Genomic DNA, 24,887 nt, shown 5'->3' on the forward strand with positions numbered 1-24,887 from the left:
GTCTTGCCCGGGCGGGGGATGGTTCGTGGCGACCTTCGGCCTCCGTCGCCGACGTGGCATTTTCTGGTGGCGGTACGTCTCCGCTGGTGACGCTTCGGCGCGAGAGCAAGACGATGACTTTGTCCTGGCCAGGTGGCCCGCTGCCTGCCCCGAGTGTGTCGGGTGACTCGGCCACCTACCCGGAGGTATTGGGTGGCGTGGACCTGGTGGTGCGGGCCACGCCGACGGGCTTCACGCACGCTTTGGTGATCAAGTCGGCGGTGGCTGCGGCGAACCCGGCGCTGCGCGAGATTCGGATCGGGCTGGGTGGGGATCCCGAGGTGAGCCTCGGCCCGGATGGGCGGCTGCAGGCGACGCTCGGTCGTAGCGTGATCGCTTCGTCGGAGCCTGCGGTGATGTGGGATTCGCGTGTCGCTGTCGGGAACTCGGCGTCGTCGCGGGTGTCGGGGCAGGGCTCAACGTCGACGGCTGCGGCTGCCGGTGATGCGGCGCAGGTCGCGCCGGTCGCGGTGGAGTTGTCGGGCGGGGATCTGGTGTTGCGTCCTGACGAAGAGTTGCTGACGTCGCCGGGAGCGGTTTTCCCGATATTCGTGGATCCCGCTTGGTCTGTCTATAAGACGAAGTGGGCGTATGCCACCAACAACGGATCATCGAACACGGACTACAGCGTGGCGCGGGTGGGGTTGAACCCGGACTCGGGGGTGCTGTACCGGTCGTTCTTCGAATTCCCGACGACCGCGAATGGGGTATCGCTCAAAGGTAAGCATGTCGAGTCGGCGTATGTACAGATGAAGCTGGATCATTCATGGTCCTGTGGAGACACTGTGGCCTCCATGTACCTGACGCCGGCGATCAACGCGACGATGAAGGCCAGCTGGTCGAGCATGACCTTGAAGAGCTTCCTGGACGATGCGTCGGGCCATGCGAACGAGTCCGGGGGTTGCTCATCCAACCAGCCTGACATGATCATGAACTTCTCCGGCACGACGGTAACGAACCAGGTCCAGACGGCGGCGACCGGCAGTTGGAGTTCCCTGACAGTCGGTTTCACTGCTCGGGCTGCGAATGGGTCAGGCGAGTCAGCCCAGGATCGGTGGAAGAAGTTTTTCCCGGGCGACGCCAAGCTGGTCGTCGACTACGACACCAAGCCGGGGGCACCCAACGGACTGCAGAGCGCCGCAGTGGCCTGTCCGGGCTCGGGGGTCCTGACCATCGGCACGTTGAGTCCGACCTTCTCAGCGGTGTTCCCCGACGCCGACCCGGCGGACTCGTTGACGGCCTCGTTCGAGTGGATCGAGGTGCCGAGCGGCGGGATCGGTGCCGTGACTGACACCTCTCCGGCACGGAAAACCCCACCACCGAGCAAGGGCGGTATCACCCCGAACGCACGGACCACCAGCGCTGCCGTGTCCGTGGTGTCGGGCAAGACGTACGCGTTTCGCGCCCGCGGTACCGACAAGGCGCCGTACTCGCTGACCAGTTCGTGGTCCGGGTGGTGTCAATTCACTGTGGACACGACGAGGCCGCCGGTGACGGCCCGTATGGTGACGGTCCCGGCCGGACCGGGCCTCAAGGGCAGGGTCCGTATCGAGTCGACCGCTACCGACGTGACGAAGTTCCGGTACGGCTGGGACGCCGCGACCAAGGAAGTGGCGGCGCAGGGCACCAGCCCGAAGTACGCCGAGGTCGACCTGACCGCCGCGAGCTTCGGCCGCAACGTGCTGTTCGTCAAGGCCATCGACGCCACCTTGAACGAGGGCACCGGATCGGTGGAGTTCAGCGTCCGGCGCCCATCTGGGCCTGTCGCCAAGTGGGGACTGGAGGCGTATCCCGGGTTTAGCCAGGATGCTGCGCTGGCGGATGGCCAGCCGGCCCCGGTCAAATCCCCCTTGATCGCTACCAAGGTCGCCTGGGCAAACGACCTACGGATCGTCGGTGGCCAGACCGTCACACTCGGCGGTCCTGCTGCCAACTCGTATCTGTCGACGTCGGCCCAGGTCGTCGATACGTCAAAGTCGTACAGCGTGGCGGCCTGGGTTCGCCTGCCGAGTATGCCGCCGCAAAACATGGCCATCGCGACCCAGAGTGGCGAGTGCGACTTCGGCTTCTTCTTCGGCGTCGTCATGGATTCGGGTGTGCCGAGGTGGAACGTGACGATGCGGAACAGCGACTGCAACGGGGCACAGTACACCGTGCTGAAAGCGCCGACCGCGATCACCTCGGCGGATGTCAATCGGTGGCGGCACGTGGCCTTTTCCTACGACGAGGCCGCCCGGACCCTGACCCTGTTCGTCGACGGCACGGCAGTGGCGTCCACACCGTGGATGACGGCATGGAATTCCCAGAAGTCCTTCCACATCGGCCGCAACTTCGCGGCGAACACCGGTGTGTCGGACAACTTTTTCAACGGGTCGGTGGCTGATGTGCAGGTGTTCGACCGCGTGCTGGTGACTCAGGATTTCACCGGTCAACTGGCGAGTGAGCCTGGTTCCAGTGGATTCAACGAGCCCGGAATCCTATCCCCGATTCCTGTCGGCGATTGGAACTTCGAGAACTCCCAAGCTTGTTACATGCCTGACTGGAAGGACACCTGCCAGGCAGGCGACTCGGTGACTGCGTGGGAGCGGTGGCTCGCGCTGACCAAGGGTGCCGAGGTGGGTACGGGATACAGCGACAAGGGTCTGTGGCTTGACTATCAGTACTTCCCGGATGCCGGCAACAATGAGGCTACGCAGGAGTACGGGCGCACCGCCACCAAGCTCCCACCCACCACCGACGTCGACGGCAACGAGCTGAACGTGTGGCAGGAACAGTCCGTGCTGCGCACCGACGACTCGTTCACCATGTCGACCTGGGTGATGCTCAGCCTGGAGGGAATGCGCACCGTACTGTCACAGCGCGGCGCCCATGAAAGTGCCGCCTGGCTGAAGATGGACTCCGATGCCGGCAAGTGGGAATTCGTCGTCGGTGCTCAGGACGTCGCAACCACGCCTTGGGCCAGCGTGCACTCCAAGAGCCTAGCCGAAACTGGCGTCTGGACTCATCTGGCCGGAGTTTACGACGCTGGCCGCAGCGAGATCCGCCTCTACGTCAACGGTGTGCTGGAAGGCACCCAGCCCATCACGTTCAGGCTGATGCCGTCCAGCGGGCCGCTGCTGGTGGGACGTACGTTCTGGCGCGACCAGTTCATCGACCAGTGGGTCGGCGGCGTAGACGGCGTCGCGGTGTTCCAGGGCGCTATGACCGACACCGCCATGTTCGACCTCTACAATTCGCAGATCCCGACGACCCCCGGTACGAACACGTTGGCCGAGGGCGAGAGCCTCACCGCCGGTCAGTATCTGCGCTCCGACGTCGGCAACTACCAACTGCTGATGCAGGAAGACGGCAACCTGGTGCTCAGCCAGGCGGGCTTCCCAATCTGGGACACCGGCACGTGGAACAATCCCGGCGCCTACGCCACCTTGCAGCCCGACGGCAACCTCGTGGTCTCCAACAGTGAGGGCAACCCGTTGTGGGACACGAAGACCGGGTCCACGGCTGGGAGCCAACTCGTGCTGCGCAATGACGGTGACCTGGTGCTGCTCGACCCAGGCGGATCGACTGTGTGGCACCGCTGATCGGACGGTAGACCACACCCTCGGCGGCCCGGTTCCCCGCTGGGCCGCCCAAGAGAGCTCACACGCAGTCGGCCAGCACTAGCCGGTCGCCCTTCAATCGAACGTCTCATGCTTTCGGTAGCGGTTGTCGGAGAGGAACAGCTCATGTCGGCACGGTCTGTGCGCGGCCTACGGCGGGTACGCCGGAATCTTCCCGGGACGAGCGGTCAGCGGTTGACGCTGGTCGGATCAGTAGTCGCCGCACTGGTGCTGTCCCTGCTGCCCTACCTGCCGGCGCAGGCGGCTGCACCTCGGCAGCCGTCGAAGCCGCCAGCCGAGAAGCTCGACCATGACGGCGGCCCGGTAGCCGCGGGCAAGGCATGGCAGCAGAACAGGGTGACATCCGGCCGCACGCCGGCGCCCAAGTGGCCCGCTCCGGCCGCCGCACGTGTCGACCTCGCCCCAGCCTCGGCGCGTGCAGCCAGCAGCCGAGGCGTTCAGGCAGGCTCCTTGCCGGTATGGGTAGACCGGGGCACCGGCAAGGCCGGCGAACCGCTCGCCCAAGTCGACGTGAAGATCGTCGACCGGGCAAGCCTCCCGCAGGCATGGCGCGACGGCCTGATGATGCAGGTGACCGTCCCGCAGGGCGCACCGACCGGCGTGACGAAGGTGTCGGTCAACTACGACTCCTTCCGCTACGCGGTCGGTGGCTCCTGGGCATCACGCCTGCGTCTGTGGCAGGTGCCCGGATGCGCGATGAACGACCCCGCCAACCCGAACTGTCGGTCGGTGCCTCTGCGTACCGTCAATGACGCCGCGGCAGGAGTCGCCACCGCCGAGGTGGGCATCACATCCGGAACTACGGCAGCTGGCTCCTATCTGATGTTGGCCGCAGCGGCTGCCGGCTCGGACGGGGACTTCGGCGCGACCAGCCTGGCTCCGTCGTCCACCTGGTCGAGCGGCGGCAGTGCCGGCGACTTCTCGTGGAACTACCCGCTTCGCATCCCGCCAGCGACCGGCCCAGCTCCATCGATCGCACTGAGCTATTCGTCCTCCGCCGTGGATGGCCGCTCGGAGGTCACCAACAACCAGCCGTCGTGGATCGGTGAGGGTTTCGACTACTCGTCCGGCTATATCGAGCGGCGGTATGTGCCCTGCGCCGACGACCTGAAGAACGGGGCAAACAACACCGCGAGCAGTGGTGACCAGTGCTGGCGCTCGGACAATGCGACCTTGAGCCTCAATGGCCATGGCGGTGAGCTGATCTACCAGGCTGGAAAGGGTTGGCACTCCCGCAGTGAGGACGGCTCGAAGATCGAGAAGCTGACGGGCGCGGCCAACGGCGACAGCGGCGACCCAGCCTACGGTGACGTGGGTGAGTACTGGAAGGTGACCACTACCGACGGCACTCAGTACTTCTTCGGCCTGCACAACCTGCCAGGCCAGGCGACCGGAACGAACTCCACCCTGACGGTGCCGGTGTTCGGCAACCACACCGGCGAGCCGTGCCACAAGAGCACCTTCACCGGGTCAGATTGCGTGCAGGCATGGCGGTGGAACCTCGACTACGTCGTCGACGTACGCGGCAACACCATGTCGTTCTGGTACGGCAAGGAAACCAACAAATACGCGCGCAACGTCACCGACTCCGACGACGTCACCTACGACCGGGCCGGCTACCTCACCCGCATCGACTACGGAACCTACGACCGAACGACCGCGACGCACGGTGTCACCGAGCGCAGCACCAACCCCTACGCGCAGGTCCTGTTCGAGACGGACCTTCGATGCTTTTCCAACTGTGGCACCGAGACCGCCCCGGTGACATCGAGTTGGAAGGACACCCCGTGGGACCAGGAGTGCAAGGCATCTGCCACATCGTGCCCCCAGCAGTACTCGCCGACGTTCTGGACGACCAAGCGGCTGAAAGCGGTTACCACCCGAGTGTGGGACACCACCAAGTCGACCCCTGATTGGCAGAACGTTGAGGCATGGACCCTGTCGCACACGTTTTCCGCGACGGCCGATTCCACCCACGAAGGGCTGTGGCTGGACCGCATCGACCACACGGGTTTGGTAGGCGGCACCATCAACCTGCCGCCGGTGACATTCGGCGCGGAATCGCTACCGAACCGGGTCTACACCGAACACGGCACCACCGACAACTGGCTGCGGATATCCAGCATCGTCACCGAGACCGGCGCCCGCATCAAGGTCGACTATTCCCCGACCGAGTGCACCGCAGCCATCGTCGCCGCACTGGACCCCCACGACAACACCAGGCGTTGCTACCCCGTCGTGGTGCCGGACCCAGCCGATCCGACGGGTAAGGCGCTGGTCACCGAGTGGTGGCACAAGTATCGGGTCGAGCACGTGGCTGAGGACGACGTGCAGTTGGCCGGTGGGCACCAGTCGCCGACCAAGCACACCTGGTACGAGTATGTTGGCTCCCCGGCGTGGCACTTCGACGACGATGACGGCCTGACCAGGCCGGACCGCAAGACGTGGGGGCAGTGGCGTGGCTACGGCCAGGTCAAGACCCGGGTCGGCGACGACGGGAATCCGCAGACACTGGCCGTCACGACCTTCATGCGCGGTATGCACGGTGACAAGCTCAGCCCGTCAGGCGGTACCCGCAGCGTGACCGTGCCGGCGTCACTCGGCGCGGAAATTGTCTATGACGAGGACCAGTTCGCCGGACAGGTCCGCGAGCAGGTCGTCTACAACGGTGTCGACACCAAGCCGGTGTCGAAGACGGTGAACGTGCCATGGCGGTCGAAGGCCACCGCGAGCCGCACGATCAACGGCGACCTGGTGGAGGCGCGGTTCGTCAACACCCAGACGACCTACGCCGCCACCGCGTTGGGCGTCGACGGCTCCCGAGGATGGCGCACCTCCCGCGGTACGAGCAGCTTCGACGACACCTATGGCACGACCAACTGGTCCCAGGACGACGGTGAATTCCCGAAGACTGGCGACGAAAACTGCATCACCTACACCTACAACCGCAACCTAGGCAAGAACCTCACACAGGTCGTCAAGCAGACCACGACCACCGCACTAACCTGCGACAAGAGCCCCACCAGCGTCGACGACGTCATCTCCGACGCTCGGACCTACTACGACGGCGCAACCAGCGTCGACACCGCGCCCACGTTCGGCTCGACGACCAAGACCGAGCAGCTCAACGACTGGACTCCCGGCACCGGCACGGTCTGGCAGGCGACATCCCAAGCCACCTACGACTACGCCGGCCGGCAAAAGACGTCGACCGACATCAGGGGAAACGTCACCACCACCGCGTACACGCCGGCGGTGGGCGGACCCGTCACCCTGGTCACCAGCACCAACCAGTTGAACTGGCAGTCCAAGGTTGAGACGAACCCCTACTGGGGTTCGACCACGAAGAGCACCGACCCGAACGGGAAGGTCACCTCCGAGGCTAGGTACGACGCGCTCGGACGCGTGGCCAGGGTATGGACGCAGGGGTGGACGAGTGCCGCCAACCCAAACAACCCCTCGGCGCAGTACACCTACACCTTTGCCGCTGGACGCGACAACTACCCCTACATCACGTCGAAGAGCTTGAACGCGACCGGCAACTACATCACCTCGTACCAGATCCTTGACGGGTTGATGCGTCCGCGGCAGACGCAGTCGCTATCACTGGGCGGCGGCAGCGACCGGGTGGTCACCGACACCGTCTACGACGAGTACGGGCGCGCGGCGGCAAGCTACCCCGCTCACGCCGAGCTAGGCGCACCGGCGGGCGCGCTCTGGTGGGAGCCGGACTGGTCCCTCCCCGCGGTGTCCAGAACCGTCTACGACCAAGCCTCCCGGGCCACGAACAGCATCTTCCTGGCCGGCGACGACGACACGAACCTGGTCGAGAAGTGGCGCACAGTCACCAGCTTCGAAGGCGACCTGACCAAGGTCACCCCGCCGAAGGGTGGCACCCCCACGACCACGGTCACCGACATCGAGGGCCGCACCGTCGCGCTGCGCCAACACACCACGCCCGCCGGAGTCAACGGGGCCTACCTCGAGACCACGTACACCTTCAACCGCAAGGGTCAGGCCACGACGACTACCGACTCCGCTGGGAACGAGTGGACCAACGAGTACGACGCCAAGGGCCGCCTCTGGCGAACCAAGGACCCGGACAAGGGCACCACGACCAGCACCTTCTACGACGACGACAGTTTGCAGAAGACCGTCGACGCTCGTGGGAATGCTCTGTGGTACGTATACGACCAGTTGGGCCGCAAGACGCAGGTCCGCGATGATTCCGCCATCGGCCGGCTGCGTACTGAGTGGAAATACGACACCCTCTTCAGCGGCCAGTCCGGGTTCAAAGGGCAGCTGACCCAGAGCATTCGCTACGAATACGACTCGGCAGGCACGGTGAGTGCCTATAAATGGCAGGCCGGCGGCTTCAACGAGCGCTACCAGTTGACCGCTGCCAACTACGTGATCCCACCGGTCGAAACTGGGCTCGACAAGACCTACCCGTACACCTACGGATACTCCCGATTCACCGGCGCCCCGACCTCGATCTCATACCCGTCGGGCGGCGGCCTGGTCACCGAACAGTTGACCACCGGCTACGACGCCACGACCGGCATGCCGGTCCGGCTTGATACCAGTCTGACAGGCTCCGTGGGCACCATGGCGACCGCCACCTACACCGCCTACGGCGAGCGCAAGAGTTCAATCTACAAGGTCCCGGGCAACAGCGACTCCTTCACCCAAGACGTCGTCTACCGGGATGAGGCGACCCGCCGGATTAAGCGAACTACCGTCGAGCTGTCGACGGTCGCCGGCACCGTCTCGGACCGCAACTACTTCTACCAGGACGCCGGCAACTTCGAGTCGATCACCGACACCCCAGAGGTCGGTCAGGCAGACACTCAATGCTTCCGCGACGACGCCCTCGGGCGCCTGAATACCGCCTGGACCCCGAAGACCGGCATCTCCTGCGACGGTGACCCCGGCCTCGACAACCTGGGCGGACCGGCACCGTACTGGCAGGACTGGACTCTCGACGACACCGGCAGCCGGCTCACCGAGACCAGCCACACCAGCAGCGGAGACACCACCCGCGGCTACCGCGTACCGGACGGCGGCCCGGGCGTCGTACGGCCGCACGCCGTCACCCAGATGACCACGGATGCCCCCGGACAGCCGACAAACGTCGCCAAATACGAGTACGACGAGGCCGGCAACACCACCTGCCGGCCCTCGGGCACCACTACGAACACGTGCGACACATCCAAGGCCGGCAGCCAAACCCTGGCCTGGGACGCCGAAGGCAAGCTCGCCACCGTCAGCGCCGGCGGAAACACCATCGAGACCAACATCTACGACGCCGACGGTGTCCGACTCATCCGCCGCGACACCACCGGCACCACCCTGTACCTGCCGGGGCAGGAACTCCGCCGCGAAGGCACCGTCACCACCGGCACCCGCTACTACAGCTTCGCCGGCAACGTCTGCGCCTCGCGTAAGGCAAGTTCAGCAGTCACCGACCTGACCTGGCTCTACAGCGACCACCAAGGCACCCAGCAACTCTCCATCAACGCCGGCACGCAGAAGGTCGACCTCCGCCGGCAAACCCCCTACGGCGCCCCCCGCGGGGCAAGCACGACGTGGGTCAACGGCAAGGGCTTCGTCGGCGGTGACATCGACCCCACCAACCTGACCAACATCGGAGCCCGCCAGTACGACCAGACACTGGGCCGGTTCATCTCGGTGGACCCGGTCATGGATCTCTCCGACCCGCAGCAGTGGAACGCCTACTCGTACGCCAACAACAGCCCCATCACCTCCAGCGACCCGACCGGCCTCAACCCCTTTGACGCGCAGTGGGACGGTGCGCCACCGTCGAAGCAGTCGCAGCAGAACATGGATTCTGCCTACGGCACCGCCTCGTACAACTCGGCCACCCGCCCCCCGAGCGTCGAAGATCAAGTCGCCGCGCAACAGGCGAAGGTGCGCCAAGAAGCCGAACGCAAGCAGCGTGAGTGTCGGGCCAGTTTCTGGTGCCGCCACGCCGGCGCCGTCGGCGCCGTCGCCGGCATCGCCGCCGGCGTCATCGTAGGTGGCATCTGTACGGCCGGAAGCTTCGGCATCGGCGCCGTCGGCTGCGCCGCGATCGGCGGATTCGTCGGCGGCGCCGTCAGTTCCCTCGTCACCGACGGTCTCGACGCCGAAGACGAAAGCATCTGGCAACTTGCGGGCGGAGCAATAGGCGCTGGGCTTCTCGGAGCCGCATTCGGAGCCGGCGGCGTCCTCCTCGGCGCCGCTGCCTTCGGTGGAGGTGTCGCCCTTACCTCAGGGATGGGGCTCAAGGCCTCCGGTCAGATGGCAATGGGTGCCATGCGTTCAAGCCTTAGCGGCAGCGGCGGAGGTGCAGCCGGTGGCCTTCGAGGCTGCCTGACAAACAGCTTCGTGCCCGGCACGGCGGTTGTCCTGGCCAATGGCACCACCAAGGCGATCGAAGATATTGCGGTAGGCGACGAAGTCTTAGCCACCGACCCCGAAACCGGCCAAACTCTGCCAGAGACGGTCTCGGCCACCATCGCTGGTCAAGGCAGCAAGAATCTCGTAAAGATCATTACCGACATCGACGGAGACAACGGGGACGCCACTGGCGCGGTGATCGCCACCGACGGGCATCCGTTCTGGGTTCCTGAACTCGGTCAGTGGCGCGACGCCACGGACCTGCAACCCGGGCAGTGGCTGCAAACCTCAGCCGGAACGTACGTGCAGATCACGGCCGTGCGGCGCTGGACCCAGAGCGCTCGGGTGTACAACCTCAGCGTCACCGAAATCCACACGTACTATGTGGTAGCCGGCACCACCCCGGTTCTTGTTCACAACTGTGGGGACGCCGCAAAACACAGCGTGGATAACTTGGCCGACTCCCTCGGAGATGACGTTTTCTTTCATTACACGGATGAGGCCGGACACGCCACCATCATGGGAGGTGGGGTGGTGAAGGCCAACTCGAAGGGCGTTAGCTACTTTACGCAGGACATGGTGAAGTCCGGCGATGCCAACAATGTTCTGTTCGCAGGCAACCCGCGGTATGCGGGTCGCGGTTCCCACGTAATTGGATTCCGTATCTCTCCCGATAGGCTCGGGCCAGGTGTTCAGCCGAACGAGTTGGTGCATCAGGGCTCATTCAGGTTCACGCCAGATGATGTCATTTATCACGGACCGAACCCCTTCGGTTAGGAGCAACAGTGCTGCAAGTTGACGACTACCAGGAACTCCTTGCTCTCAACCGGGCTCTAATGGAGGTTAGGTACCTCGCGCGCGATGTAGACGATGCCACACGGGGAAGCTCCTTTCTTAGTGACTTGCATGAGCGCGTTATTAAAGAAATAAAGGTAAGTCTGAGGGCTTCTGGGCGAGATGGGGAAGTTGCCCACTGGGAGCATTGGGAGGATTTTTCGAGCCGAAAAATCGAGCCTCCGCTAATAGCGGACTATCTGGTACAGGACTGGGCGCAACTGCCGTCTTCCGAAGTCAAGCGGGAGGTCGTGATAAATCAGCTCCGCCCATTCAAGTTCAGCGCAGAGGATGTTCAGCGTATGGTGCAGGAGCTTGATCGGCGGGCGTCGGAAGAGGCGCCTGAATAGAGCCGAGAGTCGTAACGTGCGCGTCACGGCCCGTAGGGATTCGGCTGCGCTGTGCGCCGGAGGGTGCCGGGGTCTACCCGCGTTGCTGTCATGACTGATGTCATGCGTTCGCAAGCATGCACATCTATCGATGATTGTGCGGTGGCGCGCCGCGTAGCGGTGCGGCGTCGATCCCCGGACCACTCGTCGAGGTTGGTTGGTGAAGGGATCGTCACGGCCTTGGCCGGTGGATTGGGGGCGACTTTTCGATAGGGAGCTTGGGTGTTGGTGGGCGTGCGCGCGGGGCCGTAGGCCGTAGCGCGTGCGCGCGGCCCGGCCGACAGGCCGGGCCGTCTTGATCTGGTGAAGCAATTCTTAGCCCAGTGGCTCCGTCGGTGGCGGGCTGCTGGGCTATGCCTTCGGGTTGCGGCGTGCCTTTTTCGGTGCCGGCGGCTCGGCGTGCTCGGGAGCTCCGCTGCCGGCGGCTCGTCCGAGGTTGGCTTCGTAGGCGGCGAGGTCGTCGGCGAGGTCGGTGTGTGTCTGTTGGAGGGTGGCGAGTTCTTCGGTGGCTTGCCAGGCGGCGGCGGTGTCCTTGCGCGTGAACGCGTCGACGATCTTGCCGCTGATGCGGTCGCGCTCCAGGAGGTAGAGGGCGAGGCGTCGGTTCAGGGCCGGGTTGTCGCTGATGACCGGGGTCTGGGTTGTCGCGGCGATGGGGTGGCCGTCGGCGTCGGTGCCGATGCGTTCGGGTGCCTGGGGGTGGACGAAGGTGCCTTTGCCGACGACGGCGTAGGTGAGGCCGCGGTGTTGCAGTTCGCGTAGGGCGCGTTGGGCGGTCATGGAGGCGACGCCGTAGGTGTCTGCCATGCGTCGGGCGGTGGGGAGCACGTCGCCGGGGGTGAGTTTGCCGGTGCGGATCTGGTCGACGATGTCGTCGACGACCCGTTGGAACAGGGCGCGTCGGTCGTCGGCGTCGTGCGGCATGTGCTGATCGTAGTCGTCTTGTCCTGATTGAGCTACACAGGCTACCCAAGATTCCTGGGTCAAACCCCTTGACCAGATCACGATTGTCACGTGAAGCTTAGGAAGCCTAGTAACCGTGCCGTTGGGGTGTGGTGGGCGAACGAGGGAGAACGCTCGTGTTGGTACTGCCGATTGACGGTGGCAGGGGACTGTTGGTGCTCGCCGGAGCGACACCGCAGTTCAAGGACAAGGAGAACGGGGTTGCCGCCACGGACCGCGCTACGGGTGCGCCGTTGGTAGAGGTGCCCCTGGCGTTGACGGTAGAGGGCGGGATCCCGCAGGTGTTGCGGGTGTCGGTGCCGCAGCCGTCGGTGCCGAAGGACCTCGCGGTCGGCCAGTGGGTGAAGGCGGCCGGGCTGACGTTGGTGGCGGGGGAGAAGAACGGCCGGCCGTGGCAGATCTTCCGTGCGTCGGCGTTGATGGCGGTGAAGCCTGGATGACGACAATCGATTCGGCTCATCTGAGGTTGCTCACCGTGGTTCCCGCCGTGCTGCTGGCCGGGGCGGGGGTCGTGGCGACGGTGTGGCTGACCGCGCATCTGGTGCGGTATCTGCTGGCCGACGCGGAGATCCGGCCGGCGTTGCGCGTCGGTTGGCGGATCCGATACACATGGCGGCGTACCGCCATGCGGGTGGGCCTGGTCCAGACCGAACACGTCCGCCCGCCGGTGTGGTCGTCCCGGCCGCAGACGGTGGCGGTGCGGCGGGAGTTGGTTCCGGCGGTCCGGGTACGGGCGCGACGCTGGGGCGCCGAGGTCGACGCTTCCACGATCGGCCGGCTCGGCCTGGCCGAGTTCCAGAACGCCGCCGCGCATCTCGCCGACGCGTGGCGCGTGCCGCAGGTCCGGGTGGCACAGGTCCGTCCCGGCCTGGTCCGGCTTCGGGCGCTGCTGGTCGACCCGCTCACCCAACCGACCGGCTGGTACGGACACGCCACGACCGTCGACCATCTGAAGGCGTGGTCGGCGGGTGTCGACGCCGACAGTCAGCCAGTCACCATCCGCTCCTCTGGGGTGTCCGGGGTGGTGGTCGCGGGGCTGGCCGGCTTCGGCAAGACCTCGCTGCTGAACGCCCGGTTCTGTCAACTCGCGCCGAGTCCGGCGGTGCAGTTCGTGTTGATCGACGGCAAGGGCGGCCCGGACTACGACGAACTGTTCCGCCGAGCGTGGCTGTCGGCGAAGGACGATCCGGAGCAGGTCCGTGATCATCTGGTGCGGGTGCATGAGCTGATGACGGGCCGTCAACGGTGTATCCGGGCGGTGCTCGGGGTGAAGAACGTGTGGCATCTCGGCCCGTCCGCCTCGTGGCCTCTGGTTGTGGTGGTGATCGATGAGGCGCACACGTTCTTCAACGAGTCCAAGGGCACCGATGTCGAGTCGAAGAAGCGCGATGCGGTGGCGCGGCAGACGGCCCGGCTGGTGGAGGAGTTGGTGCGTAAGGGCCGCAACGTCGGTGTCCAGGTGATCCTGGCGACGCAGAAGGCGACCGGGGATGCGATCCCGACGAAGATCCGGGACAACTGCCAGGTAGCGGTCAGTTTCGCGCAGCGCACCAGCGAGGCGGCCACGGCGGTGCTCGGTTCGGACATCACCGGCTTCCCGGATGAGCATCCGCGCCGGTTGCAGGACCCCGCCTACATCGGGGTCGCCTCGATGGTCGCCGAAGGCCGGCCCGGGTTCACACTGGTCCGCACCCCGTACGTCAGTGACGCCACCGCTGGCCGGATCGCGGCGGACACCGCCGCCCTGGTGCGCGACCCGCTGCGGCTGCTCGCCGACGCTGCCAGGGCGGACCGTCCCGGCGGTCAAGACAGGGAGGGCGGCGGCTCATTCCGCCAAGAACACCCCGCCGCTCTCCCCGCAAGCAGCCCTCCCACGAGTGGAGAGGAGCTGCGCCGATGATGCCATCCACCCCTCATGGCGACCTCGACACCCTGCTCCGCATCGCCGCCGCTCAGGAGGTGGAGGGCCGGGTCGGTGTGTGCCGGCATCCGATCCGGTTGACCGGGCGTGGTCTGCTGGTCGAGGCTGGCACCGGTCGTGTCCTCGCTGACACCGGCGACCGGCAGACGATTACGGTGCGGTGCCGTAACCGCCGTGCCGTGCGGTGTCCGGCGTGTTCGACGTTGTACAAGCTCGACGCCTTCCACCTGATCGCCGCCGGGCTCCGTGATGAGCCCACCACCGTGGCCCGGCCGCGGGTGTTCGTGACGGTGACCGCGCCGTCATTCGGGCCGGTGCACCTCGGCCCAGCCCGCAACGGCGTCCCTCGTGCCTGCCACCCCGACGAGTCCAGGTGCGGCCGATGGCACCTGCCGGGCGATCCGCTGATCGGCACCCCCCTCGAACCGGACGGCTATGACTATCCGGGGCAGGTGCTGTTCAACGCCCACGCCGGGATGCTGTGGGCGCGGTTCACCACCGAGGCACGCCGCACCCTCGCGGCTGCGGCGGGTCTGTCCCGGCGTGAGGCGGCCCGGCAGGTGCGGATGGCGTTCGCCAAGGTCGCCGAGTTCCAGGCCCGGGGCGTGGTCCACTTCCACGCGATCGTCAGGCTCGACGGACCGGACGGCCTGCCCACCCCGCCGCCGACCTGGGCAACCAGTCTCCTGCTGGAAACCGCGATCCGCCGGGCGGTCCCCGTCGTCACGCCAGCGGTCGTCGGCGGGCGTGTGCTGCGGTGGGGGCGACAGATTGACATCCAGCCACTTCCCGCAGGGGATGTGGTGGTGGCCCGGTACGTGGCGAAGTACGCCACGAAGACCGCCGAGGCCGTCGGCGTCGACGTGCCACCGCTGTTCTGCCGCGCATGCCGAGGCAACGGCCTGCGCCCCGGCGACGACGCTCGGCGCTGGTGCCGGGTCTGCTCGGGCACCGGCCGACGTCCCGACGTCAGCCTCGACCGGCTACCCGCGCACGGCCGCATGTTGGTGGAGACCTGCTGGCGGCTCGGCGGACTGCCCGAACTGCGGGGGCTGCGGCTGCGCCGGTGGGCGCACCAGCTCGGCTACCGAGGCCACGTCACCAGCAAGTCACTGGCCTACTCGACCACCTTCGCCGCGCTGCGCGATGAGCGGCGCCGCTGGCGGCTGACCCGACACGCCGCCGCTGTCGGCGTCGACCCGACCACCGACCTGCTCACCGTCGGGGACTGGCGCTACACCGGCCAACTCGGGGAGGGCCAATGAGCAGCCCCGACCTGTTGACCGTCACCGACGTGATGGCCCGCCTGCAAGTCGGCCGGCACACCGTCTACGACCTCATCCGCTCCCGCCGGCTGCACTCCGTCCGCATCGGCCGCTGCCGCCGCATCCCCGCCCGGTCCCTGGCCGGCTACCTCGACTCACTGACCAAGGAGGCCGATCATGGCCGGTAGAAAGGCCAACGGCGAAGGCACGATCTTCCAACGCGCCGACGGCCGCTGGTGCGGCGCCGGCTACGTCCTCGCAGCCGACGGCACCCGCAAGCGCATCTACGTCTACGGCGCCACCCGCCGCCAAGCGGCCGACAAGCTCGCCGAAAAGCTGGCCGACTCGAACCGTGGCCTGGTCGTGGCCGCCGACCCGAACCTCACCGTCGGCGAGTACCTGACCGCGTGGCTGACCGGCGTCGCCCGGCACCGGCTCCGCGCCACCACCTACGTCACGTACGAATCCCTGGTCCGCCGGTTCCTGATCCCCGGCCTCGGAACCGGGAAACTCGGCACGCTGACGGTTCGGGAGGTGCGGACGTTCCTCGACCGGCTGCCGAGTGTCTGCCAGTGCTGCGCGCAGGGATGGGACGCCGCCCGGAACCCGGCCCATCCGCTCAAGGCACGCCGGCCGCGCTGCTGCGCGATCGGCAAATGCTGCGGCAAGCACATCCGCCCGGCAACGGTCCGCTACATCCGGGCAGTCCTCTCGGCCGCCCTCGCCGACGGCGTCCGCGAAGACCTCCTCGGCCGCAACGTCGCCAGCTCGGTACGGCTCCCCACCCCGCGCAGCGACTTCCAACCGTTCACCGCCGGCGAGGCCCGCCGCTACCTCCTCGCCGCCGCCTACCACCGCCACGGCCCCCTGTTCGAACTGGCCCTACGCACCGGACTACGCCGGGGTGAACTGCTCGGCCTGCGCTGGGACGACATCGACCTCGACGCCGGGCACCTGTACGTGCGGCGCACCCTCGCCCGCACCCGAGGCGGCCCGACGTTCCAACCGGTCAAGACCCACCGCTCCGCGCGGCGCATCGTCCTGCCCCGCGACTGCGTCACCGCACTCAAGCGCTACCAAAGGCGGCAGGACATCGACCGGCGCGAGGCCGCCGACGAGTGGGCCGAAATCGGGCTCGTGTTCACCACCAGCACGGGCGGGCCGATAGACCCGGCCGCGGTGCACCGCCACCACCATGCCATCTGCGAACTCGCCGAGGTCCGCTACATCCGCTTCCACGACCTGCGACACACCTGCGCCACGCTGCTGCTGGAACAGGGCGTGGACCTGGTGACGATCAAGGACCTGCTCGGCCACGCACAGATTCACACCACCGCTGACATCTACTCCCACGTCCGGCTTCGCCTGCAACGCCACGCCGTCGAGTCCATGGACCAGGCGCTGCAACCCGACCAGCCCGACGACGACACCGCCTCCGACGACTGAACCCGACCACCGACAGAGCGCCCCGCTGGGATCACCGCCCCGGCGGGGCGCTCTCGTTGCTGTGGCGGCCGTCGGTCGGCTCGTAGGGCCAGGTGAAGAACCGCCGGTACAACGTTCCTGACGTGGTGGCGGGCATGTCCACGCACGCCTCGACGAAGAACCGCGACAGGTAGAGCATCAGCGACACCCGAGCCCCGGCGAATTCGGCCAACAGTTGACGTTTGCGGGTGAGGCACGGCCACGCCTGCCCACACCCCGCGCAGGTCCAGGCCGGGCGAACCGGCAGGTGCATCGACATCGCTGCTCAACCCTCCGGGCACGTCGGTGGTCTACGGTGGGAGGGCCGGGCACGCACCCGGGTATGAAGACTGCCGATCTTCGCGACCGGTCCCGGCCCTCCCGGAACAGCACCAGCCAGGTCCGGACTCGATGCACGTCCCCGCTGGGCCTGCCACCAGGATCAGCGGAAAGAGATGACCATGGAACCACCGCAGGGTCTTCCCCCGTCTACACCCGACACCGCCGACCTCGGTGCCCACCTGCGAGCCGCCCGCGAGGCTGCCGGACACAGCCTCGCCGGGATGGCCGCGCTCACCCACTTCAGCAAGCCCTACCTCGGCCTCGTCGAAACCGGCCGCCGCCCCGCCACCCCCGACGTCGTCGAACGCTACGAACACGCCCTCGGCGTGCCGATCGGCACCCCAGCAGACCCGGTCCGCCTCACCCATGAATGGCTCATCGGCGACCCACCCGTCCCCCGGCAGCTACGCGCCGGCCGTCGTATCGGCACAGGGCTCATCGAGACGCTGGAAGCCCGGGTGATTGAACTTCGCCACCTGGACGACACCGTCGGCAGCCGCACCCTGCTCCCCATCATCCGTGCCGAACTCGACCAGGCCGAACACCTCGCCCGCACCGCCTCCTACACCGATGCCTCCGGTAAAAGGCTGTACACCGTTATCGGTGAACTGGCCCAACTCGCCGGTTGGGTCGCCAGCGACGCCGGTCGCTACCCCGACGCCCAACGCCTCTACCTGTCCGGCGTCACCGCCGCCGAATCGGCAGGAGACAGGGCACTGGGCGCGCAGCTGCTGTCCAGCCTCGCCTACCAGATCACCAACGTCGGCAAACGTGAAGACGCGCTGCTCATTGCCCGCTCCGCTGTCACCGGTGCCCCCGAAGCCAGTCCACTTGTGCGGGCTCTGCTGCTGGAACGCCTCGCCTGGGCCGCCGCCCGGCTCCGCGACACCGACACCACCCGCCGTGCCCTCGACGCCGTCGACGACGCGTACGACCAGCGTTCCGGCAACGTCGCCGAGCCCGAATGGGTCTACTGGCTCAACCGGACCGAGATCGATGTCATGGCCGCCCGCTGCCTCATCGAACTCGGCCAACCCGCCACCGCCGAACCCCTGCTGACGCGAGCACTCGCCACCTACAACTGCGACCACGCCCGCGAGGTCGCTCTCTACCAAACCTGGCTCGCCGAAGGCCACGCTCGTGCAGGCGAGTTCGACGCCGCTCGCGCCGTCCTGCGCCGCATCGACAGCACTGCCATCGACGCCGGGTCCGCACGCCTCCACCGCCGCATCGCCGCCGTGGATCGCCTCATCGACCGTCGCGCACAGAAGAAGCCCGCCAACAGCACCAGACGGCCGACCGAGTAGACGCCCCGGCCGACGGCTCGCTCAGCCCGGCGTGCGCCCACGTTGCTGTCACGGCTGCTGTCAAAATCGCCAACAATCGATGAACTGCCGACGGGTAGTTAAGCGAAAGCCCAGATCCCTGCCAAGATCGACGCCATGACACCGCCGCAGCCACCGTAACAACGCCACACGTACTATGTGATGGCCGGCAACACTCCGGTGTTGGTACACAACTGCGGGGAGATAATCGCTGGCCCAAATTTGGGATCTCTCCGAGTGTCGGCAGCGAATCCGTCCGCATCTGAGGTTGCGGCTGCGCAGCACATGGCGGCTCGTGGAGGTAACGTTGTTCTTCGTGATCCGGTTGGCACAAGATCGGGAGGAATGACTAGCGATCTGCTGGTGGACGGTGTTGCGTGGGATGTCTATTCGCCAACAAGCCGATCCATCAACAACATCCTGACCAATGTTGCCAAGAAACATTCTCAGGTGAATGGGGGCGGCGTGGTCGTTGACCTTAGTGGCACGGGCTTGTCGGCAGGCCAGTTCGGCAATGCGCTGGGAAGAGTCAATGGGATGATCGGAAGCTGGGGCAAGCAGCCGATCGGTGGCTTGGAATTTATGGGCGGGTAGCGGTGGCCAAGATGATTTGTGCGTGCGGGACGATCCTAAGGGATGACGATCCCGACGACAGCCTGCTCTTGTTGTCTCGTCGTGAATTCGATGTGGATCTCGATAGCTCCCATCTATTCGGGTTGGCGAGAATTGTGCTGCACTGCCCAACATGTATGCGCCTTTGGGTTTTCTGGGAAGATGGAAAGGGGCCAACGGAGTACCTAGCCTCTCCGGAATTGCCAGATAATGCGCTCTGATGTAGCCATATCGAACGATGAGGCGAAGTGACGGTGAGTAGCGTGAGGGTGTGCAAGTTCGTAGTCGTTGGCCTGCGTTGCCGTCACGGTTGCCGTCAGCAACAGGGCATGAATCTCGATTCATCGATCATTGCGGGTCGTAAGATCGTCGGTGGCGTGCCGCGTAGCGGTGCGGCGTCGATCCCCGGAATCGCTCGTTGAGAGTGGCTGGTGAAGGGATCGCCACGGCCCTGGCTGGTCGATGGTCGGGCCTCGTGGTTGGTTCGGGTTGGTGGGCGTGCGCGCGGGGCCGGAACGGCTGTAGCGCGTGCGCGCGGCCCGGCGTAGCCGGGCCGTCTTGATCCTGTAGAGCAGTTTGAGCCAGTCGGATCTTGGTCGAGGGCCTTGGTCCGGCTGGCTTGCTGCTTCGGTGCGCGCGGTCGCGGCTGCTGCGGGGACGCTTGGCGGGCGGCGAGGGCTGGTCGCCGTGGGTGGCCCGTTGGAGGTGTCTGGGCTGTGGGCGAAGCTGCCTCGGTCGGCCCTGGTATTTGATCACTTCCCATGCGCTGCCTCGCTCGAGTCGCCGGCGGCACGCTGACCGTCAGCGACGAGTCTGCGACGAGTCCGTCGAGGTCCGCTTCATTCACCCCACCGAGTTCGACCACATCCCCATCCACGGCACCGTCCGACTCCGCCTCCACCACCACGCCGAGCACCGCGACGCCCCCTACCTCGGATGGCGCCACCCATCGATGCCTGACCGCTGAAGGGCGCGGACGTCTCTCCAGGTTGCCGTCACCGTCGCCGTCAACACTGATATTTGTCGATGCGTCGAGTTGGTGCCACAGGCGAAAGGCCAGGTGAAACGCCATGAACGCCTAAGTCGCACTGCGTGACGGGGTGAAAATCCCACACGTACTATGTGGGCTCTTCGAAGCTGAGCGGGGTTGGCGGGTGACGGCGACCCGGATATAGAGGGCTCGCAGCTCATCGGTGATCATCTGAGTGTCGAGTTCGGATGGTCACAAGTGAAGAGCTGCGAGCATGGTCAACGATACGACCCGGCTGCTGGGGCTGGACGGCCTGGTGGTGGAGCGGGTCGAGCTGGACGCCACCGGTGTCCCGGTGGTGGACTTGTCCACCGGTTGTGAGCAGGCGCGATGCTGCCCGAAGTGCGGGCAGCCGGCGGCCCGGGTCAAGCAGTGGACAACGACCCGGCCGCGAGACTTGCCGGTCGCAGGGCGGCCGGTGCGGCTGCGCTGGCGTAAACGGCGCTGGTACTGCCCGACCCCGGCCTGTCCGCGTCAGTCGTTCACCGAGCAGGTCGCCCAGGTGCCGGCCCGTGCCCGGCTGACCCTGCGATTACGGCAGGCGGCCGGGGCTGCGGTCGCCGACGCTGGCCGCACGATCGTGCAGTCGGCCCGCGATCACGGCGTCTCCTGGCCGGTCGTCGCGGCCGCGTTCACCACCCACGCCACTGCGGTGTTGCCGGACGAGCCGGAGCCGGTCGCGGTGCTCGGCATCGACGAGGTCCGGCGAGGAAAGCCGCACTGGATCTGGAACGCCCAAGCCGAATCCTGGACGGTCACGGCGGATCGCTGGCACGTCGGCTTCGTGGATCTGTCCGGCGGACAGGGGCTGCTCGCCCAGGTCGAAGGACGCACCACCGCCGCGGTCACCGGCTGGCTCGCCGCCCGCCGACCGGCCTGGCGCGAGCAGATCCAAGCGGTGGCGATCGACATGTGCACCGTGTTCAAGGCCGCGATCCGGCAGGTGCTGCCGCACGCGCTGCTGGTCGTCGACCATTTCCACGTCGTGCAGTTGGCCAACCGGGCCGTCACCGAGGTCCGCCGCCGGGTCACCCTCACCCAGCGCGGACGCCGCGGCCGCGGCACCGACCCGGAATGGCGGATGCGTAACCGGCTGACCCGCTCAGCTACGCGGATGCCCGCCAAGCACGTCGACCGCCTGGTCGACACCCTCGATGCCCTCCCGAGCACGATCGGCGCCCCGATCCTCACCGCGTGGAACGCCAAGGAAGACCTGCTCGACCTGCTCGCGACCGCCCGCACCCAACCCGACCGGGAACACGTCCACCGACTGCTGCACCGCTTCTACACCCGCTGCGCCGCCACCGACCTTCCCGAACTGCACCGACTCGCCACCACGATCGAGACCTGGTGGCCGCAGATCCACGCATTCCTGCACACCGGAATCACCAACGCCGGATCGGAAGGCACCAACCGCGTGATCAAGACCGTCGCCCGCGACGCCTACGGCTTCCGCAACCCCGAAAACCAGCGCCTACGCACCCGCACCGCGACCACCCGACGCCACCGCGGACACCTCAACCCCGCTTAACTTCGAAGAGCCACCATCGTTGCGAATCATCTTTCACGGATCGGTGCGATGGGTGCTGACGCGCCGTATAATCCCGCGATGATCAGTATCGTCTCGCGAGAAGTGGCTAACGGATCGCTGGGGCGGGCTTCTCAGAACTTCCTTAGGCACGAGCTTGTTGAACGATCCGCAGTTAAGTTTGGCGCTTCGCAGGATTCCGCTCACGCGTTTGCCCTCAGGATGCACCAACTGGGGCAGAATTATGCACCTGAGATCTATGAGCAATTTGGCGAGTGGTTCAGTCCCGCCATGAAGAGAGGTTGGCAGTAGGTTGACCGAGAAAAGGTTTGAGACGGAGGCGGGGTGGAAAATCTTGCTGCGTCATGACGAAGTCACTGCTCAAGTTCCAGATGTCCGGACTATTCGTACGTCCACGACGTCTATCTCAACTCAAGGCCGCAGACCCTTTAGGTGTTCGATTGAAATAAAGCGCAACATCGGTTCCATGATGCATCGAGCTCTACTTGGAGGTGAGTTTCACCCCGACGCCTCTACCGAATTGCAGTATATTGTTCGATGTAGCGAGGGGGCTGGCGTCGTGGAGGCGCCGTACAAGAGTGGCTTCGGTGGATCACTCCAGGTTGGATTGCCTCAGGAAATGGCCGAGGCGGTGTTGGGGATTTTTCGGCGCTTTAATCCCTGTGAAGAGCTGGGCTCGGGAACGCTGGTCGTAGACCGCTCTGCTTATGATGATGAGTCCTCGGTTATGACGTATCGTTTTGCGACGACGGTATTCTGCAGGGCTATTGTGGCGGGCGTTCTTCGGAGAAGTTTTGATGATTCATTCCTTGACCTTCCGAGCCTTGGGGAACTTTGGTGCGAAGGTCGAGGGTTGGCGTGATAAAGGAAGCAATTAATTGTTTCCTATGACTGCGGCGTAACTAGATAGGTGTCGTTTATTGGAATAATTTCGGCGCCGTCGCAGGGCTATTGCGTAGTCGCTTGAGTGCCGGCTGACCCGCGGGAACTCGCGGTCAACCGTCCGGTGCAGGTGGTCGGCTCGGCTGGGCACCGAAGCTGAGGTGGTGCGACCGAAGGCCCGTAGCTCCGTAGGCCGATAAACCGGGACCGCCACGACGGGGGCTGCGCTGGAGCTGACCTGCGAAAACGGACTATGCAAATAGCCCTGGGTGATGCCGGCGTGCGCGCGGGGCCGTAGGCCGTAGCGCGTGCGCGTGGGTCCGGCGTAGCCGGGCGCTCTTGATCCTGTAGAGCAGTTGTGAGCCAGCCGGATCTTGGTCGAGGGCCTTGGTCCGGCTGGCTTACTGCTTCGGCGTGCGCTGCCGGCTGCTGCGGGGGCGCTTGGCCGGTGGCGGGGTCTGGTTGCCATCGCTGGCCCGTTGGATGTGTGCGGGCTGCTGGGCGAAGTTGCCTCGGTCGGCCTGATATTTGACCACTTCGTCGATGAGGTCGTTGTTGGTGTCGGCGTGGCGCAGCGTCGTGCAGGGCTGCGTTCGTGTCGTCGGCGGTGCGGGCGTGGTGGTAGCGGATGGTGATGGCCTGCTGGTCGGCGAGGTAGGCGGCGACTCTGCGGCGGAGGTTGGGGTCGTCGATGGGTTCGTGGAGGACGCCGCCGCGTAGGAGGTCGAAGGCGTCGGGTGCACGAAGGTGCCTTTGCCGGCGACGCTGTAGGTGATGCGCCTACGACCTGTGGTCGCAGACTCGCCCCGACCAGGCTCCGCGACGCGCAGCGCACCCCCATGGCCGGCACGACCAAAACTTCTGTCCGTTTGAGCAAAAGTTGGCGTCGGGATTGCCGAAGCTCTGGACAGGCGGTGCGGAACGCTCCTACTGTGTCGGACACAACACATCGGCATTGCGTCGATGTGAACGAGTCCGATGACGAGGTGAGTCCCCGGTGCGCACCGTCGACCCCCTGCACGTTCGCCTGTTGCGGTTGCTCCGCGACGAGGGGGCCGTCTCCCGCGCCGAGCTGGGCGACCGGCTCCAGATGCCGCGCCCGCGCCTGCTGGCCGAGCTGGACCGCCTGGTCGCGCTCGGGTATGTCGCCGAGGCCGGCCTCGCCGCCTCCCGGGGTGGCCGCCGCTCCACGCTTGTCGAACTGAACCCGAACCTGCGCTTCGCCGCCGTCGACCTGGGTGCCAGCTCGATGGACGTCGAGGTGGTCAACGGTCGCCTCGAACCGGTGGCCCACTACGCCGAGCCGGCCGACATCCGCAACGGTCCGAAGGTGACCCTGCAACGGGTCAACGAGCTGCTGCACAAGGCCCGGGTCGACGGGGCGTACGAGCGACTGGACGCGGTGGGCATCGGCGTACCCGGGCCGGTGAGCTTCCGCGACGGCGTTCCGGTGTCGCCGCCGATCATGCCGGGTTGGGACCGGTTCCCGGTCCGCGAACTGCTCAGCCGCGAGCACGGCTGCCCGGCGGTGGTCGACAACGACGTCAACATCATGGCGATCGGTGAGCGCCACGGCGGTGTCGCCCACTCGGTGGACGACTTCCTCTTCGTGAAGATCGGCACCGGGATCGGCTGCGGTATCTACCTCACCGGCGAGGTCTACCGGGGCACCGACGGCTGCGCCGGGGACATCGGCCACATCCAGGTCGACTCGCACGGCCCGATGTGCTCGTGCGGCAACGTCGGCTGCCTGGAGGCGCTGTTCAGCGGCGCGGCACTGGCCAAGGACGCCACCGCCGCCGCCCGCAGTGGGGTGTCGCCGGCGCTGGCCGAACGGATGGCCCAGCGTGGTGTGGTCACCGCGTTGGACGTCGCCGAGGGCGCCGTCGAGGGCGACGTGACCTGTATCCAGCTCATCCGCGACGGTGGACGGCGGGTCGGCGGCGTGCTCGCCGGCCTGGTCAGCTTCACGAACCCGTCGATGATCGTGATCGGCGGCGGGTTGGCCCAGCTCGGGCACATCCTGCTCGCCGAGATTCGCAGCGTGGTCTACCGCCGGTCGCTGCCGCTGGCCACCGGCAATCTTCCCGTCGTGCTCTCCGAGCTTGGTGGTCGCGCCGGCGTCGCCGGTGCCGCTGTCCTCGCCAGCGACGTCGCCTTCGGGGAAGCCGCATGACGCTGACCGAGATTCCGTCGTGAGCGAGGAGGAGACCGTGGCCCTGCCCGAGGAGACCACCGCCACCGACCCGG

Annotated in this window: 14 protein-coding genes and 2 pseudogenes; 13 read left to right on the forward strand and 3 right to left on the reverse strand. The window is 66.3% G+C overall.

Annotated features, from left to right (window positions below; all coding sequences use genetic code 11):
- Positions 1–197 precede the first annotated feature (197 nt).
- The gene (locus O7620_RS01695; RefSeq protein ID WP_278121461.1) at positions 198–3,620 is read left to right on the forward strand and encodes a LamG-like jellyroll fold domain-containing protein; all 3,423 of its coding nucleotides are present in this window, start codon (positions 198–200) and stop codon (positions 3,618–3,620) included.
- A 246-nt stretch (positions 3,621–3,866) separates the two neighbouring features.
- Positions 3,867–10,838 (forward strand): polymorphic toxin-type HINT domain-containing protein, encoded by a 6,972-nt coding sequence (locus O7620_RS01700; protein WP_278121463.1) that lies wholly within the window; start codon positions 3,867–3,869, stop codon positions 10,836–10,838.
- 797 nt (positions 10,839–11,635) lie between these two features.
- Here the strand turns inward: O7620_RS01700 and O7620_RS01705 are convergent.
- Entirely contained in the window at positions 11,636–12,208 is a 573-nt protein-coding gene (locus O7620_RS01705; RefSeq protein ID WP_278121465.1) for a GntR family transcriptional regulator, read from the reverse strand.
- Between the two features lie 155 nt (positions 12,209–12,363).
- Between O7620_RS01705 and O7620_RS01710 the strand changes: the two genes are divergently transcribed.
- From O7620_RS01710 to O7620_RS01730, 5 genes are read left to right on the forward strand one after another with little or no spacing between them, the layout of a single operon-like run.
- Positions 12,364–12,687 (forward strand): hypothetical protein, encoded by a 324-nt coding sequence (locus O7620_RS01710; RefSeq protein ID WP_278121466.1) that lies wholly within the window; start codon positions 12,364–12,366, stop codon positions 12,685–12,687.
- Positions 12,684–14,147: an FtsK/SpoIIIE domain-containing protein gene (locus O7620_RS01715; protein WP_278121467.1), complete on the forward strand. Its 1,464-nt coding sequence runs from the start codon at positions 12,684–12,686 to the stop codon at positions 14,145–14,147. Before O7620_RS01710 ends, O7620_RS01715 begins: the two co-directional genes overlap by 4 nt.
- Positions 14,144–15,433, forward strand: a complete 1,290-nt coding sequence (locus O7620_RS01720) for a replication initiator (protein ID WP_278121469.1) — start codon at positions 14,144–14,146, stop codon at positions 15,431–15,433. Before O7620_RS01715 ends, O7620_RS01720 begins: the two co-directional genes overlap by 4 nt.
- Complete coding sequence (locus O7620_RS01725; protein WP_018802379.1) at positions 15,430–15,621, forward strand: helix-turn-helix domain-containing protein; 192 nt, start codon at positions 15,430–15,432, stop codon at positions 15,619–15,621. Before O7620_RS01720 ends, O7620_RS01725 begins: the two co-directional genes overlap by 4 nt.
- Positions 15,611–16,879 carry a site-specific integrase gene (locus O7620_RS01730; protein ID WP_278121473.1) on the forward strand — a complete coding sequence of 423 codons (1,269 nt, stop codon included), beginning with the start codon at positions 15,611–15,613 and terminating at the stop codon, positions 16,877–16,879. Before O7620_RS01725 ends, O7620_RS01730 begins: the two co-directional genes overlap by 11 nt.
- A gap of 31 nt (positions 16,880–16,910) precedes the next feature.
- Here the strand turns inward: O7620_RS01730 and O7620_RS01735 are convergent, their stop codons facing one another.
- Positions 16,911–17,177 carry a flavin reductase gene (locus tag O7620_RS01735; RefSeq protein ID WP_278121474.1) on the reverse strand — a complete coding sequence of 89 codons (267 nt, stop codon included), beginning with the start codon at positions 17,175–17,177 and terminating at the stop codon, positions 16,911–16,913.
- A gap of 175 nt (positions 17,178–17,352) precedes the next feature.
- On the opposite strand from O7620_RS01735, the gene O7620_RS01740 reads away from it, so the two are divergent.
- From O7620_RS01740 to O7620_RS01760, 5 genes and pseudogenes are all read left to right on the forward strand, one after another.
- Entirely contained in the window at positions 17,353–18,546 is a 1,194-nt protein-coding gene (locus O7620_RS01740; protein ID WP_278121476.1) for a helix-turn-helix transcriptional regulator, read from the forward strand.
- Positions 18,547–18,909: 363 nt separating this feature from the next.
- Entirely contained in the window at positions 18,910–19,158 is a 249-nt protein-coding gene (locus O7620_RS01745; RefSeq protein WP_278121477.1) for a hypothetical protein, read from the forward strand.
- 788 nt (positions 19,159–19,946) lie between these two features.
- A pseudogene (locus O7620_RS01750) lies at positions 19,947–20,143 on the forward strand (hypothetical protein); the annotation flags it as partial.
- A 277-nt stretch (positions 20,144–20,420) separates the two neighbouring features.
- Entirely contained in the window at positions 20,421–21,737 is a 1,317-nt protein-coding gene (locus O7620_RS01755) for an ISL3 family transposase (protein ID WP_278121478.1), read from the forward strand.
- 577 nt (positions 21,738–22,314) lie between these two features.
- Positions 22,315–22,617, forward strand: a complete 303-nt coding sequence (locus O7620_RS01760) for a hypothetical protein (protein WP_278121480.1) — start codon at positions 22,315–22,317, stop codon at positions 22,615–22,617.
- Between the two features lie 421 nt (positions 22,618–23,038).
- Here O7620_RS01760 and O7620_RS32025 read toward each other — a convergent pair.
- A pseudogene (locus tag O7620_RS32025) lies at positions 23,039–23,467 on the reverse strand (hypothetical protein).
- 167 nt (positions 23,468–23,634) lie between these two features.
- Between O7620_RS32025 and O7620_RS01775 the strand changes: the two are divergent.
- Positions 23,635–24,813, forward strand: coding sequence for an ROK family protein (locus O7620_RS01775; protein ID WP_278121486.1), 1,179 nt, complete (start codon positions 23,635–23,637; stop codon positions 24,811–24,813).
- Positions 24,814–24,887: the final 74 nt, after the last annotated feature.

It is taken from the genome of Micromonospora sp. WMMD710, from assembly GCF_029626045.1.
Taxonomy (GTDB): Bacteria; Actinomycetota; Actinomycetes; order Mycobacteriales; family Micromonosporaceae; genus Micromonospora.

Bases quoted from the DNA above. Each gene is read 5' to 3' on its own strand.
- O7620_RS01705 (WP_278121465.1), bottom strand. From the start codon at position 12,208: ATGCCGCACGACGCCGACGACCGACGCGCCCTGTTCCAACGGGTCGTC.
- O7620_RS01715 (WP_278121467.1), top strand. From the start codon at position 12,684: ATGACGACAATCGATTCGGCTCATCTGAGGTTGCTCACCGTGGTTCCC.
- O7620_RS01720 (WP_278121469.1), top strand. From the start codon at position 14,144: ATGATGCCATCCACCCCTCATGGCGACCTCGACACCCTGCTCCGCATC.
- O7620_RS01725 (WP_018802379.1), top strand. From the start codon at position 15,430: ATGAGCAGCCCCGACCTGTTGACCGTCACCGACGTGATGGCCCGCCTG.
- O7620_RS01730 (WP_278121473.1), top strand. From the start codon at position 15,611: ATGGCCGGTAGAAAGGCCAACGGCGAAGGCACGATCTTCCAACGCGCC.
- O7620_RS01735 (WP_278121474.1), bottom strand. From the start codon at position 17,177: ATGTCGATGCACCTGCCGGTTCGCCCGGCCTGGACCTGCGCGGGGTGT.
- O7620_RS01740 (WP_278121476.1), top strand. From the start codon at position 17,353: ATGACCATGGAACCACCGCAGGGTCTTCCCCCGTCTACACCCGACACC.
- O7620_RS01745 (WP_278121477.1), top strand. From the start codon at position 18,910: ATGACTAGCGATCTGCTGGTGGACGGTGTTGCGTGGGATGTCTATTCG.
- O7620_RS01755 (WP_278121478.1), top strand. From the start codon at position 20,421: ATGGTCAACGATACGACCCGGCTGCTGGGGCTGGACGGCCTGGTGGTG.